The 15,897-nt window shown below is 67.1% G+C and carries 10 protein-coding genes; 3 read left to right on the forward strand and 7 right to left on the reverse strand.

The window, feature by feature from the left end; genetic code table 11:
* Positions 1-64: 64 nt before the first annotated feature.
* The 3 genes from accD (at position 65) to XH79_RS21580 (ending at position 3,162) form a co-directional block, all read left to right on the forward strand.
* The gene (accD, locus tag XH79_RS21570) at positions 65-1,006 is read left to right on the forward strand and encodes an acetyl-CoA carboxylase, carboxyltransferase subunit beta (RefSeq protein ID WP_271582840.1); all 942 of its coding nucleotides are present in this window, start codon (positions 65-67) and stop codon (positions 1,004-1,006) included.
* Complete coding sequence (locus XH79_RS21575; RefSeq protein WP_271582841.1) at positions 1,003-2,346, forward strand: bifunctional folylpolyglutamate synthase/dihydrofolate synthase; 1,344 nt, start codon at positions 1,003-1,005, stop codon at positions 2,344-2,346. Before accD ends, XH79_RS21575 begins: the two co-directional genes overlap by 4 nt.
* 75 nt (positions 2,347-2,421) lie before the next feature.
* Positions 2,422-3,162 carry a metallophosphoesterase family protein gene (locus tag XH79_RS21580; protein ID WP_271582842.1) on the forward strand — a complete coding sequence of 247 codons (741 nt, stop codon included), beginning with the start codon at positions 2,422-2,424 and terminating at the stop codon, positions 3,160-3,162.
* A gap of 62 nt (positions 3,163-3,224) precedes the next feature.
* Here XH79_RS21580 and trxA read toward each other — a convergent pair whose 3' ends face one another.
* The 7 genes from trxA to XH79_RS21615 form a co-directional block, all read right to left on the reverse strand.
* Positions 3,225-3,545, reverse strand: a complete 321-nt coding sequence (gene trxA / locus XH79_RS21585) for a thioredoxin (RefSeq protein ID WP_008540017.1) — start codon at positions 3,543-3,545, stop codon at positions 3,225-3,227.
* A gap of 69 nt (positions 3,546-3,614) precedes the next feature.
* Positions 3,615-7,124, reverse strand: a complete 3,510-nt coding sequence (gene addA, locus XH79_RS21590) for a double-strand break repair helicase AddA (protein WP_271582843.1) — start codon at positions 7,122-7,124, stop codon at positions 3,615-3,617.
* Positions 7,118-10,264 carry a double-strand break repair protein AddB gene (addB, locus tag XH79_RS21595; protein ID WP_271582844.1) on the reverse strand — a complete coding sequence of 1,049 codons (3,147 nt, stop codon included), beginning with the start codon at positions 10,262-10,264 and terminating at the stop codon, positions 7,118-7,120. Before addB ends, addA begins: the two co-directional genes overlap by 7 nt.
* A gap of 228 nt (positions 10,265-10,492) precedes the next feature.
* The gene (locus tag XH79_RS21600; RefSeq protein ID WP_271582845.1) at positions 10,493-11,215 is read right to left on the reverse strand and encodes a nucleotidyltransferase family protein; all 723 of its coding nucleotides are present in this window, start codon (positions 11,213-11,215) and stop codon (positions 10,493-10,495) included.
* A gap of 156 nt (positions 11,216-11,371) precedes the next feature.
* A complete protein-coding gene (locus XH79_RS21605; RefSeq protein WP_212340140.1) occupies positions 11,372-11,689 on the reverse strand; it encodes a PilZ domain-containing protein in 318 nt (105 codons plus the stop codon).
* Between the two features lie 87 nt (positions 11,690-11,776).
* Complete coding sequence (tsaE, locus tag XH79_RS21610; protein ID WP_271582846.1) at positions 11,777-13,309, reverse strand: tRNA (adenosine(37)-N6)-threonylcarbamoyltransferase complex ATPase subunit type 1 TsaE; 1,533 nt, start codon at positions 13,307-13,309, stop codon at positions 11,777-11,779.
* A complete protein-coding gene (locus XH79_RS21615; protein ID WP_271582847.1) occupies positions 13,306-15,810 on the reverse strand; it encodes a sensor histidine kinase in 2,505 nt (834 codons plus the stop codon). Before XH79_RS21615 ends, tsaE begins: the two co-directional genes overlap by 4 nt.
* Between the last annotated feature and the right edge of the window lie 87 nt (positions 15,811-15,897).

A 15,897-nucleotide genomic window follows, 5' to 3' on the forward strand; every position in this document is an offset into this window, starting at 1 on the left:
AGGGGCCCGGCCGCCATATATTCCTTCAGGCGATTCCCAGCGGGATCGCACATCGGAGCAAACCATGAACTGGCTTACCAATGTGGTCCGGCCGAAGATCCGCAACATGCTGCGGCGGGAGACGCCGGAGAATCTTTGGATCAAGTGCCCGGATTCCGGACAGCTCGTGTTCTACAAGGACGTCGAGGCCAACCAGTTCGTCATTCCCGGCTCGAACTACCACATGCGCATGAACTCGGCGGCGCGTCTGAAGTCGATCTTCGACAACGAGACCTGGTACGACGTCGCGCTGCCCGACGTCTCGCCCGATCCGCTCAAGTTCCGTGACGAGAAGAAATATGTCGACCGCATCAAGGATGCGCGCGCGCGCACCAATCTGAACGATGCGATCAAGGTCGGCTACGGCAAGCTCGAAGGCGCCGCCGTCGTCGTCGCCGTGCAGGATTTCGATTTCATGGGCGGCTCGCTCGGCATGGCCGCGGGCGAAGCCATCGTGCGTGGGCTGGAGCTCGCGGTCGAGAAGAAATCGCCCTTCATCGTGTTCGCAGCCTCGGGCGGCGCGCGCATGCAGGAAGGCATTCTGTCGCTGATGCAGATGCCGCGCACCACGGTGGCGGTGCAGATGCTGCGCGAGGCAAAGCTGCCCTACATCGTCGTGCTGACCAATCCGACCACCGGCGGCGTCACCGCCTCCTACGCAATGCTGGGCGACGTGCAGATCGCCGAGCCCGGCGCGTTGATCGGCTTTGCCGGAGCGCGCGTGATCGAGCAGACCATCCGCGAGAAGCTGCCTGAGGGTTTCCAGCGCGCCGAATATCTCAAGGAGCACGGCATGGTCGATATGGTCGTGCATCGCCACGATCTGCGCCCGACCCTGGCGCGGCTCTGCCGCCTGCTGACCAAGGCGCCGGCGCAGGAAGGCGCTTCGAAGCCGGCGCAGCCGGTGACGAGCCCGGCGCAGATCGTATCGGCCGCCGAGACGGCGCCGGCCGCGCCGCACGCGTGAACGCCTCCTCTGACAGTGCAAAGACACCGCTCGACGAAGTGATCGGGCGGCTGTCGGCCCTGCATCAGAAGCGCATCGATCTCGGGCTCGAGCGGATGCACCGCCTGCTCGAGCGGCTTGGCCACCCCGAACGCAAGCTGCCGCCGGCGATCCACATCGCCGGCACCAACGGCAAGGGCTCGACGGTCGCCTATCTGCGCGCGACGCTGGAGGCCGCCGGCCTGCGCGTCCACGCCTACACCTCGCCCTATCTGGTCCGCATCAACGAATGCTTCAGGCTTGGCCGTGTCGGTGGCGGCGTACTCGTCAGTGACGACGAGTTGCGCGCCGCACTCGAAGAGGTCGAGCGCGTCAATGCCGGCGAGCCCGCGACCGTGTTCGAGCTGAAGACCGCTGCGGCGTTTCGTCTGTTCGCGCAGAACCCCGCCGACGCCGTGCTGCTCGAAGTCGGCCTCGGCGGCCGGCTCGATTCGACCAATGTGGTCGATCAGCCTGCGGCCTGCGTGATCACGCCGGTCAGCATGGACCACATGGACTTTCTCGGTGACACGCTCACGTCGATCGCAGGCGAGAAGGCCGCGATCATCAAGTGCGGCGTGCCCGTGATTTGCGCCGAGCAATTGCCGGAGGCGATGGCGGTGATCGAGGCGCAGGCCAAGCGCATGCGCGCGCCGCTGTTTGCCGCGAACGAGAGCTGGCACGTCAATGTCGAGCACGGACGGCTGGTTTACTCCGACGACCGCGGCCTGATGGATCTGGCGGCGCCGCGCCTGTTCGGCCGCCACCAGTTCGACAATGCCGGTCTTGCGATTGCGACGCTGCGCGCGATTCCGACCTTCAAGGTCAACCAGGCCGCCTTCGAAGCCGGCATCGTCGGCGCCGAATGGCCGGCGCGGATGCAGCGTCTCACCGCGGGCGATCTGCTCTCGTGGGGACCGCAGGGCTCGGAGATCTGGCTCGACGGCGGCCACAATGCCGAAGGCGGGCGTGTCGCTGCGGCCGCGCTCGGCGATCTCGAGGAGCGGGTGTCGCGGCCGCTGGTGGTTATCGCCGGCATGATGGCCAACAAGGATGCGCACGGCTTTCTCGCCAATTTCGCCGGCCTCACCCGCCACATCGTCGCGGTGCCGATCCCCGACGCGGAGAATGCGATGCCGGTCGATCGCCTCTCGGATGCGGCGCGCAGCCTCGGCATGCGCGTCGAGATCGCGCCCGGGATCGAGGCCGCGCTACGCGCTTTGTCGAAATTGGCTTACGAGGTGCCGCCGCGCATCCTGATCACCGGCTCGCTCTATCTCGCCGGCCATGTGCTCGGGCTCAACGGCACGCCTCCTGCATAAGGGTTTCGTGTCCCGGACGCGGTGCAGCGTGCAACGCTGCTCCGCAGAGCCGGGGCACGAGAGTGAGAAATGCCAATGCGTTTTGCCGCAATCGCCGACGTCCACGGAAACCATCTCGCACTGGAGGCGGTGCTCGCCGATATCCGCGCGCACGGCATTGCAGACATCGTCAATCTCGGCGACATGCTGAGCGGCCCGCTCGATGCGCGCCGCACCGTCGAGATCCTGATGCAGCTCGACGCCGTGCACGTGCTCGGCAATCACGACCGCTATCTGCTCGACCGGCCCCCGGAGAAGATGGGCTCCTGGGACCGTCCGGCGCATGCGCAGCTCGACGCCGCGCACCTCGACTGGCTGCGCGCGCAGCCGATGACGCGCGTGTTCCGCGACCAGGTGTTCCTCTGTCACGCCACGCCCGGGAATGACGAGGTCTATTGGCTCGACACCGTGCACCCCGACGGCACCGTCGCGCTATCGCCGCTCGACCGTATCGAGCAGCTCGCGCAAGGCATCACGCAATCGCTGATCCTCTGCGCCCACACCCATCTCGCCCGTGCGGTGCGGCTGCGTGACGGAAGGCTCATCGTCAATCCCGGCAGCGTCGGCAGCCCCGGTTATCGCGACAAGCATCCGTTTCCGCATGTCGTCGAAGCCGGCACGCCGCACGCGCGCTATGCGATCCTCGAACTGGCCGACGGGGCGTGGCAGGTGACGTTCCGCAACATCGTCTACGATCACGAGACGATGGCCGCGCTAGCGCGCCGCAACAATCAGCCGGAGCTTGCCAACGCGCTGGCGACGGGATGGATCAAATAGGCAAAACAAAACGGCCGGCGTGAACGCCGGCCGTTGCATCAACTCTTCGGGAGCGCCGCGGATCAGACCGCCGACGTGATCCACTGCTGCAGCTTCGCCTTCGGCGCGGCGCCGACCTGGCGGGAGGCCATCTCGCCGCCCTTGAAGATCATCAGGGTCGGGATCGACATCACGCCGTACTTGGAGGCCGTCTTCGGGCTCTCGTCGACATTGAGCTTCACGATCTTGACCTTGTCGCCCATCGCGCCGGCGATCTCGTCGAGGGCGGGGGCGATCATGCGGCAGGGGCCGCACCACTCGGCCCAGAAATCGACGACCACGGGGCCGTTCGCCTTGAGCACTTCGGCTTCGAAATCGGCGTCGGAAACCTTGCTAACGGCCATTGGAGTACCTCACTCGGTTGAAAGAGAATCGGCGCGACCTGGAATCGCGCCTGGGATCATGGGGTGAACCTATGAACGGCTCCTTGCCGGGTCAAGGACGCTCACACCGAGATGAAGGGATGCCAGCGCCGCGTCCAGCGCGGGGGCCGAAATCTCCATATATTCAAGGGCCTCGGTCCAGAGCAGGACGGCCCGGATCGGCTTTTGGGGATAAAGCCGCGCCAGCACCGCCCGGTACAGCGCGAGCTGCCGGACATAGGCCGCCGGCGCCTCGGTGGCGCTTTTGGGGGCCGCCTGGTTGGTCTTGAAATCGACGATCAAAACCTCGTCCGGACGAACGACCAGCCGGTCGATCTGCCCCGACACCAGCGCTGGGCTGCGGCCCGGCCGCTCCAGCCGGCCGGCGATGGCGACCTCGGCCCGGCTGCCGGCGGCAAAGACCGGGGCAAAACGCGGCTCGGTGATCAAGGCGAGCACCTTGTCGGCCAGCGCAATGCGGTCGGCTTCCGTCCAGTCCGCGGCGTTGCGCGCCATGAAGCCGAGCGCGGCCTCGCGCCGGCGCTCGGCGGCGATGTCGGGCAGGGATTGCAGGAGACGGTGCACCAGCGTGCCGCGCTGCAGCGCCAGCGCCCGGGACTGCACCGATTCGCCTGTCCGCACGCTGCGGCCTTCCTCGGCCGAATGGCCGGACGGGCGCACGAGATCATCGTCGACGGTCTCGCGCAGCGCGGGTGTCCGCAGCCAGTCCGGCAGCGTGACCGTCTGGTCAACTGACGTCGCGGGCGTGCCCAGGGCCGCGACATCCTCGGGCCGGGCGAATCGCGTGACCTTGCCGAGCGGCGTCTCGATCGTCTGCTTGTCGAGGCCCGAGCCGGCGAGGCCGGTGTCGATGAGGTCGTACCAGCTCAGCTTGCGCACCGTCCTCATGTTGCCGGGCATGCAGCCGCCGACGATCAGCCGGTCGGCCGCGCGCGTCATCGCGACATAGAGCAGGCGGCGATACTCGTCCTCGGTCTCCTCGATCATGGCCTTGCGCGCGTCGGCGACGGGTTTTGGATCGTCCGCCTTGCGCCCGGCCCAGACCACGACCTCACCGCCATTGCCGCGCGGCACGTTGATCAGCCGGACCCGCTGCGAGTCCGCAGGCGACGACGTGGTGTCGACCATGAACACGACGGAAGCCTCCAGGCCCTTGGCGCCGTGCACGGTCATCACCCGCACCTCGTCGCGCGAGATCTCCATGTCGCGCTTCACCTCGGTGTCGGCCGAGCGCAGCCAGGCCATGAAACCCTGCAACGAGGCCGGCGCCTTGCGCTCATAGTTCAGCGCAAGCTCCAGGAATTCGTCGAGCGCGTCGTTGGCCTCATGGCCGAGCCGGCGCAGGATGCGCGCGCGGCCGCCGTCGCCACCGAGCAGCCAGGCGTAGAAGGCGAACGGTGTCTCCTCGCGCGCACGAATCTCGCAGGCTTCCAGGCGCCGCAATACGGTCGTGAACTTCTCGTTTGAGCCCGCCTGCTCGCCGAGCGCGCGGCGCAGCGAACCCTTGCGATCCCAGGCAAGCTGGAACAGATCGTCGTCGTCGAGCCCGAACAGCGGGCTCTTCAGCGCCACCGCGAGCGCGAGGTCGTCCTGCGGCAGCAGCAGCGCGTCGGCAAGGTTCATCAAATCGATGATGCCGATGTGCTCGGTGAGCTTGAGCCGGTCGGCGCCCGCGACGGGGATGTTGGCGTGCTTCAGCGCCTGGATCACGGCGTCGAAGGCATTGCCGCGCCGGCGCACCAGGATCAGCATGTCGCCATAGCGCAGCGGACGCCGCTCGCCCTCGTGGCCCGTCAGCGTCCCGCTCTCGACCAGCCGCTTGATCTCGCCCTGGATGCGGCGTGCGAGTTTGACTTCGGGACTGGTCGCGGCAACGCCGTCGAACGGCGCACGCCAGCCCTCGATCTCCTGCCGGTCGTCGGCTTCCGCGAGATCCCAGAGCTCGATCACGCTCGGGCCGGCATCGGTGAGCGAATTGTGCAGGGGGTGGCCGATATCGATCGAATGGATGCTCTTGTAGATCTGGGGCTCGCGGAAGACGTGGTCCACCGAATGAAGGATAGCGGCACCCGAGCGGAACGAATAAGTGAAGGCAACCGGATCGAACTTCAGGCCGGCAGATTTGAACTTGCGGTCAAGCTCCCGCTTACGCTTGTCGAATTCGTGCGGGTCGGCGCCCTGGAACGAGAAGATCGACTGCTTCTCGTCGCCCACCGCAAAGACCGTGCGGTTGAGCCCTTCGCGCGCGCCTTCGCCCGCGGTGAACTCGGAGATGATGTGCGCGACGATGTCCCATTGCCGTGGGCTGGTATCCTGGGCCTCGTCGATCAGGACATGATCGACGCCGCGGTCGAGCTTGTAGTGAACCCAGCCCGAGGAGACGCGGTTCAGCATCGCCAGCGTCTTGTCGATCAGGTCGTCATAGTCGAGCAGCCCGCGCTCCTGCTTCTCGCGCCGGTAGTTTGCGGCGGCGGCCGTCGCGATGTGCAGAAGGGCCGCGGTGCGGTCGCGCATGGTCACCGCGCGGCGCTTCTCGATCAATCCGGCGAGGCGCTGCACCTCCGCCTCGAACAGGCGCGCGACGGACGGGTTGTTGTCGCAAAACTTCTTGGTCAGCACCGCCTTGCGCGGCAGCTTCTCGTCGGTGAGGAAGACGCAGACATAGGCGTCGACCTGCGCGCTGCCGGAGAAGACCTTCGCTTCGCGCAGCCGGCCAGCCTGGTCGTTGTCGGACTTGCTGCCGTCCTCCAGCGCGAAGGCGATGTCGTCCCAGCGCGAGCGCGGCAGGAACGGGCCGTCGAGAATCTCGGCCTCGACGTCCTCGATACGATCGGCGGCATCAACGCCCAGCACGGCCGCCATCTGCGCCGCGGCCGCTTCCGCGTTGCCGGCTTCATCCGTCCAGGCCATGAAATGGTCGCGGCTGAGGCAGGCCTCCCGCACGACCTCCTTGAAGGTGACATCGGCGGCGCTCGCCATCGCCGTCAGCAGCGCGCGGCCGGTGACGCTGTCGGGATCGCGCGCGGCCTCGAGCAGCACCTTCAGATTGGCGCGCTCCATCATGTCGGTCTGGTCGCGCTCGTCGATGACCGAGAAGCGCGCCGGGACGTTTGCCTCGAACGGAAACTGCTGGAGCAGACGCGTGCACAGCGCGTGGATGGTCTGCACCTTCAGGCCGCCGGGCGTCTCCAGCGCGCAGGCGAACAGTTTTCGCGCGTCGCGGCGCAGCTTTGTGCTCGGATGCGGAATGCCGACCGCGCGGATCGCCGTGTCGAGTGCGGTGTCGTCGAGCGTCACCCAATGGCCAAGCGTGCTGAACACGCGCTCGGCCATGTTGGCGGCGGCGGCCTTGGTGAAGGTGATGCAGAGGATCTTTTCCGGCGGCACGCCCGACAGCAGCAGGCGGATCACGCGCTGCACCAGCACATGCGTCTTGCCCGAGCCGGCATTGGCCGACACGAAGGCCGACGCGGTCGGATCGGACGCGCGCGCCTGCCGCGCGCGCACTTCGTCGGGGATGGGACGCGGCAGTTTCACCATTCCTCGATCCCCAGACCGCCGGCGGCCGACCATTCCTTGATGCGGGCTAGGTCGTCATAGGTGCCGTAGCGGTTCGTCCACATCGGCAGGTTCAGCGAGGTGTAGGGCTGATTCTCGTCCTCGAAGGCGCGGATCAGCGCTTCCAGCTTGGCCCGCGCCTCGGCGGCTGCCGTATCCGGCGGCTGCGGCTCGTCGCCCTGCTTGTACTTGAGCTCGAGGATGCGCTCCTCGCCGGGCGGATTGTTGCCGCTGAGGCGGACATAGACGAGCTGGCTCACGGACGCGCCGGCGTCGATATCGGGAAAACCGCCCTCGCGCAGGATCGCCGCTTCCAGCGTCAGCTGCGGCGACAGGCCCATGCGCACCTGCTTGCCGGTCGGCGGCTGGCCGGTCTTGTAGTCGAGAATGGCGTAGCCGCCGCCCTGGCGCCGCTCGATGCGATCGGCGCGGGCGGAGAGAGAGAAGCTGCGCTCATTGTCGAGCCTGATCGAGATCTCGCCGCGCGTCTCCGCCGTGATCCCCTCGATCGCTTCGCGCCGCGCGGTCTCCCATTCGCCGAACCAGCGCGCGATGCGCTGGAAGCGGGGCCACCACAGTGCACGCGCCTCAGGGCGCTCCATCAGCGGTTCAAAGTACTTTTTGCCGATCGCATGCAGCACACGCGCGGGATCGTCAGGCAGATGTGCAGCATAGCTTTCCGTGAACTCGCCGATCGCATCGTGGATCGCGGAGCCGCGGTCGGCGGCCGAGAGCGGCATGTCGACGGGATCGAGCGCCGCGAGCTTCAGTATATACTTTGCGTAGATCGTGTAGGGATCGCGCAGCCAGTCCTCGATTGCGGTGACCGACATGCTTGTCGGCCGCGTCGCGCGCGGTGGGCGCGGCTCGGGTTGCTTGATCGGCGTGACCTCGGCTGGCTGGTCCAGGGCGCCCGCGAACTGCACGTATTTTTCGCCGGCGCGAATAGCCGTCTTCCAGAGCTCGTCGCCCGCCACCGCTTCCAGCCGATGCAGGAAGCGCGAGGCGACGGCCGGCGCGCCGCCAGCCTTGGCGGAATGGGTGAGGATCACCTCATCGCCGCCGAGGAGCTGCGCGAAGTCGTGTGCGGAGAGGCCGATACGGCGTTCCGGCAGATCGAGCCCAAGCTCGTGCCGCATCGGCCGGCTGAGCCAGGGATCGATCCGCGGCGCCGGCGGCCAGACGCCCTCGATCAGTCCGCCGACGATGATGCGGTCGGCCTGCATCAGGCGCGATTCCAGCGGGCCGTAAATCTGCAGCCGCGCGCCCGGCCTGTCGCGACGCCGCACCGCGCGGTCGCCGAACGCGGTCTGGAAGACGTCCGCGTAGTCCGGCAGTGGCACCATCAATCCGCTGGCCGTGCCGCCGCGCAGGAGGTCGTCGAAGGCGCCGGCGAGCGCGAGGCCTTCGCGCTCCTCGAAGGCGAGCGGAATGCCGAGCTCGTCGCGCGACAGCGCGATCAGGATCTCGCGATGCCGGTGTGCGAGCTCGGCGAAGTCATATGGCTTCGGCGGCGGAAGACTCTCGATCGGCGCCAATGCTTTTTGCAGCGTATCGATCAGCGCCTGGATGCGATCGAGATCCTCGGCGTTCAGACGCGCGCGCGGTTCTGCCCTATGAAGCGCAGAGACTTCGCTGCGCCACAGCTTTGCAAGCTCTTCGCGAAAACGATTGAACTCGCGCAAGAGCCCGGCCGTGCCCGCAGGCGGTCGTGTGCCGCGCAAGATCGCGAGCTCGAGGTCTTCGATCGCTGCCTTCCATGCGCCGGGCGCGCGGCCGAGCCGGCACAGCGGATGCTTCAGCATCGCCAGCAGGGTCGGTGGCTCCAGGCCCTTGGTCGCGGCTTCCGCCGCGAGGCGTGCAAAGACGCCGGCAGAGGTCTCCATCAGGACGTCGCCGCCGGAATCGTCGAAGGCGAGATCCCATCGCGTCAACGCGGCCATCACCCGCCGCGCCAGCGCACGATCGGGCGTCACCAGCGCCGCCGATTTGTCGAGATGCCGCGCCTCGCGCATCGCGATGGCGATCGCGAGCGCTTCCATTTCGGGATTGGGAGCCTCGACGACTGCGAGATTCTTCATGCCGCCGGCGATCCTCGCGGCGACATCCGGCTGCTTCAGCCGGTCGTGCCAGACCTCCGTCTTGGCAGACGGCCGCATCGATTCCGATGCAAGCAGATCGCGGCCGCCTTCCGCGGGCGGCTGGAGGATCTCGACATCGCTGCGCTTGATGCCGAAGCGCTGCAGCAGCGCGTGCATGGCATATTGCGGATGGTTCGACGCCGGATGCTCGGCGAACTTGCCGAGCGAGTCGCGCACGCCGCCGATGGTGCGCCAAGCATCGTCGTCGAGATCAGTGTCGAGACCCGGCAGCACCACCGCGCCATGCGGCAGGGCGGCGACGGCATGCAGGAATTTTGCGGTGGCCGGCATCGAGCCGGTCGAACCGGCCGCGATCACCGGCCCGCTCGGATGCGCGGTCAGGCGCCTCGCCTCCGCCGCGATCAGGAGATCGCGCCGCGCCGCCGGCTCGATCCGGTTGATCTCGGCGAGATGATTGGGCCAGGCGATGCGCGCGATGCGCAGGAATTCGAGCGAGTGCTGCCAGTAGCGATCGAGGTTATCAGGCACGAGGCCGTCGAGCGCGCTCCAGTCGACGCCGCGCGTCACCATGTCGTCGATGAGACGTGCGAGATCGCCGGCGAGAGCGAGCGTCGAGGCTGGACCGCCGACCACCAGCGGTGCCAGCACCGGGCCCTTGGCCCAGGCGGCGACGAGTTGCGCCAGCGTCAGCCGTCGCTCCAGCTCGCCAAGCCGTGGCGGAATGTCCAGCGGCGTTGCGCCGGAGAACTGCTCGCCTTCGTCGGCGAAGGCGAGCTCGTCCTCGTCGATGTCGCCGAGCGCGACGATGCGCGGCAGCACGACGGCATCGGTCTTCATTTCATCGAGGAAGATCTCCCGGACGACGCGCATCGCGCGACGGGTCGGCAGATACAGCGTGGCGTCCGCCAGTCGCGCCGGTTCCTTGCGCGCCTCGAATCCTTCGACCAGCCGGCCGTCGAGCAGGGCCGTGACGACCGTGCGCAGGAACGGAATTGAGATGGGAACGCTGAAAACGCGCATGGGCTGCCTGATTCGGGAATCAGGGCAATATAGGGAGACGGGCTCGAATGGTCATGGGTGGGAACGAAGTCGTCCCCGTTGTTCGCGGGCTGGCACAGGTGCCGTAGTGCCGTAGGGTGGGCAAAGCGAAGCGTGCCCACGCATTTTTGCGATCGAAAGAGATGGTGGGCACGGCGCAAGGGCGCCTTTGCCCACCCTACGGCACTGCCGTTGTGGCGAGAGCAGCCCCTAAGCCACGCTCTCCAGAAACGCCTCTTCCGCGGCGTGCACCGCATCGGGCGTGCCGACATGCATCCAGACGCCGTCGAGGCGCAGGCCGAACAGCCGCTCCTGCTCGTTGGCGCGGTCGAACATCTTTGTCAGCGAGAATTCGCCCTGCGGCGCACCGGCGAAGATCGACGGCGACAGGATCGCCGCGCCTGCATAGACGAACGGGACGACCTCCTTCTCCTTGCGCTTGCGCAGGGCGCCGTCGGGCAGCATGCCGTAATCGCCGCGGCCGGTATAACCGATGCTGGTCGCCGTGGGCGCCATCAGCAGCAGGATGTCCATCCGCTCGGGGTCGAAGTTTTCGGCAAGGCGCGTCAGGTTGGAGCGCACGCCATCGATCCAGAGCGTGTCGGAATTGACGTGGAAGAACGGGGCGTCGCCGAGCAGCGGTAGCGCCTTGACCACGCCGCCGCCGGTGCCGAGCACCTGGTCGCGCTCGTCCGAGATGGTCACACGCGGAAGCTGGCGCGATGCGACGTGGTCGATGATCTGGTCCGGCAGGTAGTGCACATTGACCACCGCCTCGCTCACCCCGGCGTGGCCGAGCTTGTCGAGCACGTGGTCGAGCAGCGGCTGACCGGCGACCGGCACCATCGGCTTCGGTATCTTGTCCGTCAACGGACGCATGCGCAGGCCGAACCCTGCGGCGAGCACCATGGCTTTGGTCGGCTTGACGGACATCCTTTGCCTTCTCGGAACTCTTTCTGTCTCGGATCTTATGTCTCGGACCCACTGGTTTCGCGCTTGCAGCAAATCCTAGCACGGGACTTCATCAGTCGCACCGCGTCTCAACCGCCTTAACCACCCGCCGTGACGGTTGTACGACGGGTGTTGCCGTTACGCCCCAACGGATGCGGAACGGGCCTTTTTCTTCCTGTCGCCGATCTTGAGGAAATTGACGCCGATCTGGTCGCCATTGACCCAGGCCAGTTCGCAGCGACGGTACGCAAGTCCCGTGGACGACAGCAGCAGGAAGAATTCCTTCAGATGCAGGCCTTCGACCGAACCGTCGATGGTCAGCTTGGCGCCGCTTTCGGAGACGTCCTCCATGGTGCAGTCGCGCCGCCAGGTACCGTCGATTCCCATCATCTGGGCCGGTATCCCGCGCTCGAAAACAACCCGGCTGTTGCCGCGCTGATCCGTCTTTACCGCCATCTGCCCCGCTCCAGCCCCGTATTTATCCGGCTGCCTCGCCGCCAGAATAGCGATGCCTTGGCTAACAGGCGGTAAATCGGGCCCGAATCAGGCCTGCGGCGGCCTTTGGGGCGGCGGCACGTTGGCGAGATACCAGTCGCGCAGATGGCCGAGTGCGGGATGCGCCAGCGAGCGCTGGAGGTAGGTCCAGATCCGCGGCTGATGTCGCAGATAATGCGGCTTGCCGTCGCGGCGGTTGAGCCGCGCGAAGGTGCCGAGCAGCCGCGTGTTCCGCTGCGCCGACATGATCGCGTAGAGCTCGGCGAAGCCGGCCGCATCGAAGCTCGTATCGTCCGCGCGCCGCGCCTTGATGTAGCGCGACAGCAGCGTCAGCTCGATGTTTTCAGGGACGTCGATGCGGGCGTCCTGGAGCAGCGACACCACGTCGTAGGAGTGTGGCCCGAGCACGGTGTCCTGGAAGTCGATCACGCCGACGCGCTCGATGCCGCTGCGCTCTCCGAGCCAGATCAGATTCGGCGAGTGATAGTCGCGGATGATCCAGGTCCTCGGCGAGGCCTGCGGCTTCTTCAGCAGCTCGCGCCACATCGCAAAAAATTCCGCGCGCTTCTCGTCGCTCAACGGCGCGTCGCGATCGGGCAGATACCATTCCGGCATCAACCCGATCTCGATCAGGAGTGCCTCGGTGTCGAAGACGGGGATGGCGTAGGTCTGCCCGTCCAGCGGCAGCGTCTCCGGCAGCGACTTGCCGTGCAGCATCGCCAGCAGGTCGGTCGCGGCCTCGTAGCGCTCGGCGATCGGACGCGGCGGATCGCCCTCGATCACGCCGTCGCTGCCGAAGTCCTCCGAGATCAGGAAGCCGTGGTCGAGATCGAAATGATGGATTGCCGGCGCGGAGATTCCCTGGGCGCGCAGGCCCTCGTCGATCGCGACGAACGGCCGAACGTTTTCGGCGAGATGCACGGCGGCGCTATAGGACTTCCCATTGTAGAGGGCAGCACCATCGGGGCGCTGCGGAAAGTTCATGAGGATGACGATCTCATCGCCGCGGATCAGTCGCGCATAAGATCGGGTCGAGGCATCGCCGTTCATGCGCCGTCGCGTCGCGTCGATGTAGCCGGCTGCGTCGAGGAATTCGCGCAGCGCCTTCAGCCGCGCGACCTGCGCAGCGCTCTTGCCATAGCCGGTGATGTCGGCGGCGCGCGCATTCGAGCCCAGTGCGGGTCGATGCGTCAGCGCAATGTCGATGCGATCCGCGGGCATGGCCGACGGTGCACGCTCCGGCCATTCGATCAGAACCAGCGTGGCGTCCGGCAGCGGCGACAGCCCGATCTCCTCGAGCTCGCTCTCGTCCTCGACGCGGTAGAGATCGGCATGCATCACCGGAAACGGCGACAGCTCGTAGCCCTGCACCAGCGTGAAGGTCGGGCTCGGCACTTCCAGCTCGTCGTCGCCGGCGAGGTAGCGGATCAGCGCGCGGGCGGCGGCGGTCTTGCCGGCGCCGAGATCGCCGGTGAGGGTGATGACATCGCCCGGTCCGACCAGCAGGGCGAGATCGGCCATCAATTGCGCGGTGGCCGTCTCGTTGTGAAGCGCGACGGAGAATGTGGTGGGGGCGGTCATTCGGCGGCGTCGCGATGCGCCGCCTGGTCGGTCGGGAAATCGCAGATCACGACCGTGCCCCGGCCGACGATCGAATCCACCCGCACCTTGCCGCCATGCAGCTCGACGAAGGAGCGCACCAGCGACAGGCCGAGCCCGGCGCCGCGGTGACGCGAGCCCTGCGAGCGGCTTTCAAACCAGTTGAACACCTTGTCCTTCATGTCGGCAGGTATTCCAGGCCCGGAATCTGTCACAGTGAAGACCACGCTGCGTTCGGTGCGGCGTGCGCTGATTCCGACGGTGGAATCCTGTGGAGAAAACCCGACGGCGTTGGCGAGGAGGTTATAGAGCACCTGCACCACGCGCTTCTCGTCGCCGATGAAGCTGCCGACATCGGGCGCGATCTCGACCTTGAGGCGGATGCGGTCGGTGGCGAGGCGGTCCTGGATGCCCTCGGCGGCGAGCTCGATGGTCTTGCTGACGTCGACGGGCCCGAGTTCCAGCTTCATCGCGCTGGCGTCGATGGTGGCGAGATCCAGGATGTTGTTGGTGAGCGCCAGCAGCGCGTTGGTCGATTTGGTGACGTAATCGAGATATTCGGCCTGTTTCGGCGTCAGCGGCCCGGTCGAGGGGTCGCTGAGGAAATGCGCGAAGCCGATGATGGTGGTCAGCGGTGAGCGCAGCTCGTAGGACACGTGGTGGACGAAATCCACCTTCATCTGGTCGGCGGCTTCAAGCGCCTCGTTGCGCTCGCGCAGCGCGCGCTCGACATTCTCGGTGTCGGTGATGTCCTGGAACGTCAGCATGGTCGCGCCGTCGGGCAGCGGGCGGATCATGCCGTCGAGCACGCTGCCGTCCTTGCGCTCCAGCTTCAGCGGCACGTCGGCGCGGTTCTCGATCGAGGTGATGGCCTCGCGGATCTGCCGCCAGACCTGCGGCTCGTCGAACAATTGATGACACCAGCCCTCGACGGTCTGGATGTGCGGCTCGTCGCGCATGGCATCGCTCGACAGCTTCCACATCCGCACGAAGGCCGGATTGAACAGCTGCGCCTTGCCGTTGCTGCCGAACACCGCGACGCCCTCGGCGAGACTGTCCAGCGTCTCGCGCTGGACCCGGATCATGCCGTCGAAGCGGCGGGCGAGCTCGAGGCTCTCGGTGACGTCGTCGAACAGATAGGTGACGCCGCCTTCCGGATTCGGCGTGGTGACGACGGAGAGCGCGCGGCCGTCGGGCAGGTACCAGGTGTCCTTGGCGGTCTCCACCGCGCGATAGGCCTCGTGCAGCTTGGCCTTCCAGGCCCGGAAGTCCGGCTGCTCCGGCAATTTGCGCGCGGCGCGAAGCTGGTCGAGCACGCTGGAATCATCGGGATTGGCGTCGAGGAAGGTGCGGTCGAGGTCCCACAGCCGGCGGTAGGAATCGTTGTAGAAGGCAAGGCGCCGATGGCCGTCGAACACCGCGACGCCGGAGGAGAGCTGGTCGAGCGTGCGGCGATGCGCCTCCGCCATCCGCACCAAGGCCGAGCTCAGCGCATCCGCCTCGCTGGCATCGATGGCGACGCCGACGCTGCTGCTGCCGACATTGACGGCGCGGACGTCGTACATGCGCCGCTCGCCGCCGACTACGATCGGCAGCCGCGAGGTGAAGCCGGCGGCATCCTTCAGCCCCCGCTCCATCGCGGTGCGGTCGGCACTGTCGAGCAGCTCGAGCTTGCGCTCATGGGCATCGGTGATGCTGGTCGCCTCGGTCGCGCGGACATAGGCCGGATTGGCGTAGGTGAGCGCGCCGTTCTCGCCCTTGGCCCAGATCGGCCACGGCGCTGCGGCGGCGAAGCCGCGCAGCATCTCGGTCTCGTCCGAGAGCGCCTTGTAGCGCAGATGGGTCTCGGCGAGGTCGCGGCGCAGTCCGGAGAGCTCGCGAATCCGGACGATGGCCTGGCCGCCGATCGCGCGGCCGATGGCTTCCAGCGTGTGGCCATGCGCGGTGGTCAGCGTCAGCTGGAACCCGTCGCCCCGGTCGCGCAGCGCGTCGACGGCATGATCCATCTGCAGCGCGGGTTCCGGCGGCAGCCAGGTTCCGAACGCCAGCACGCGCTGTGGCGAGGAATCGCGCGGCAGCACCATCGAGATGTCGCCGGAGATCTGCGCGCGGTTGTCGCCGGCCGGCCAGGAGATCAGGATCTGCGGCTCGGCGAACAGCAGCGCGCCGAAGCGGTCGGCCTGCAGCTGCAGCTCTCCGATCCGCGCGCGCAGCTGTGCCTCGTTCGCTGCCGTGCGCACCCGCGTCCGCATCAGCAGGATCGCGGCCATGACCGAGAAGCCGAGCAAGGCCAGCGCGGTGGCGAGCACCGCGAGCTCCTGCCGGTTGAAGTCCAGCAAGATGGAAAGCGTGTCCATGAGGTCGGCGGCCTCAGCCGGCGCAGCCGGCAGCAGCGCTGCGAAAGCGCCTCCCAACAAGCTGTTGCGCGCCAACGATGTGCACGACAGCAGCGTCCGACGCATCGACACGATCACGCCTGACATAGTTGCCCCAAGACCGCACGGATTTACGCGCGGCGACCCCCGCCGCACGCGAATCAAAAGACAATACCCCCACCGCGACTCCACCGG

Source organism: Bradyrhizobium sp. CCBAU 45389, assembly GCF_028128625.1.
Classification (GTDB): Bacteria; Pseudomonadota; Alphaproteobacteria; order Rhizobiales; family Xanthobacteraceae; genus Bradyrhizobium; species Bradyrhizobium liaoningense_B.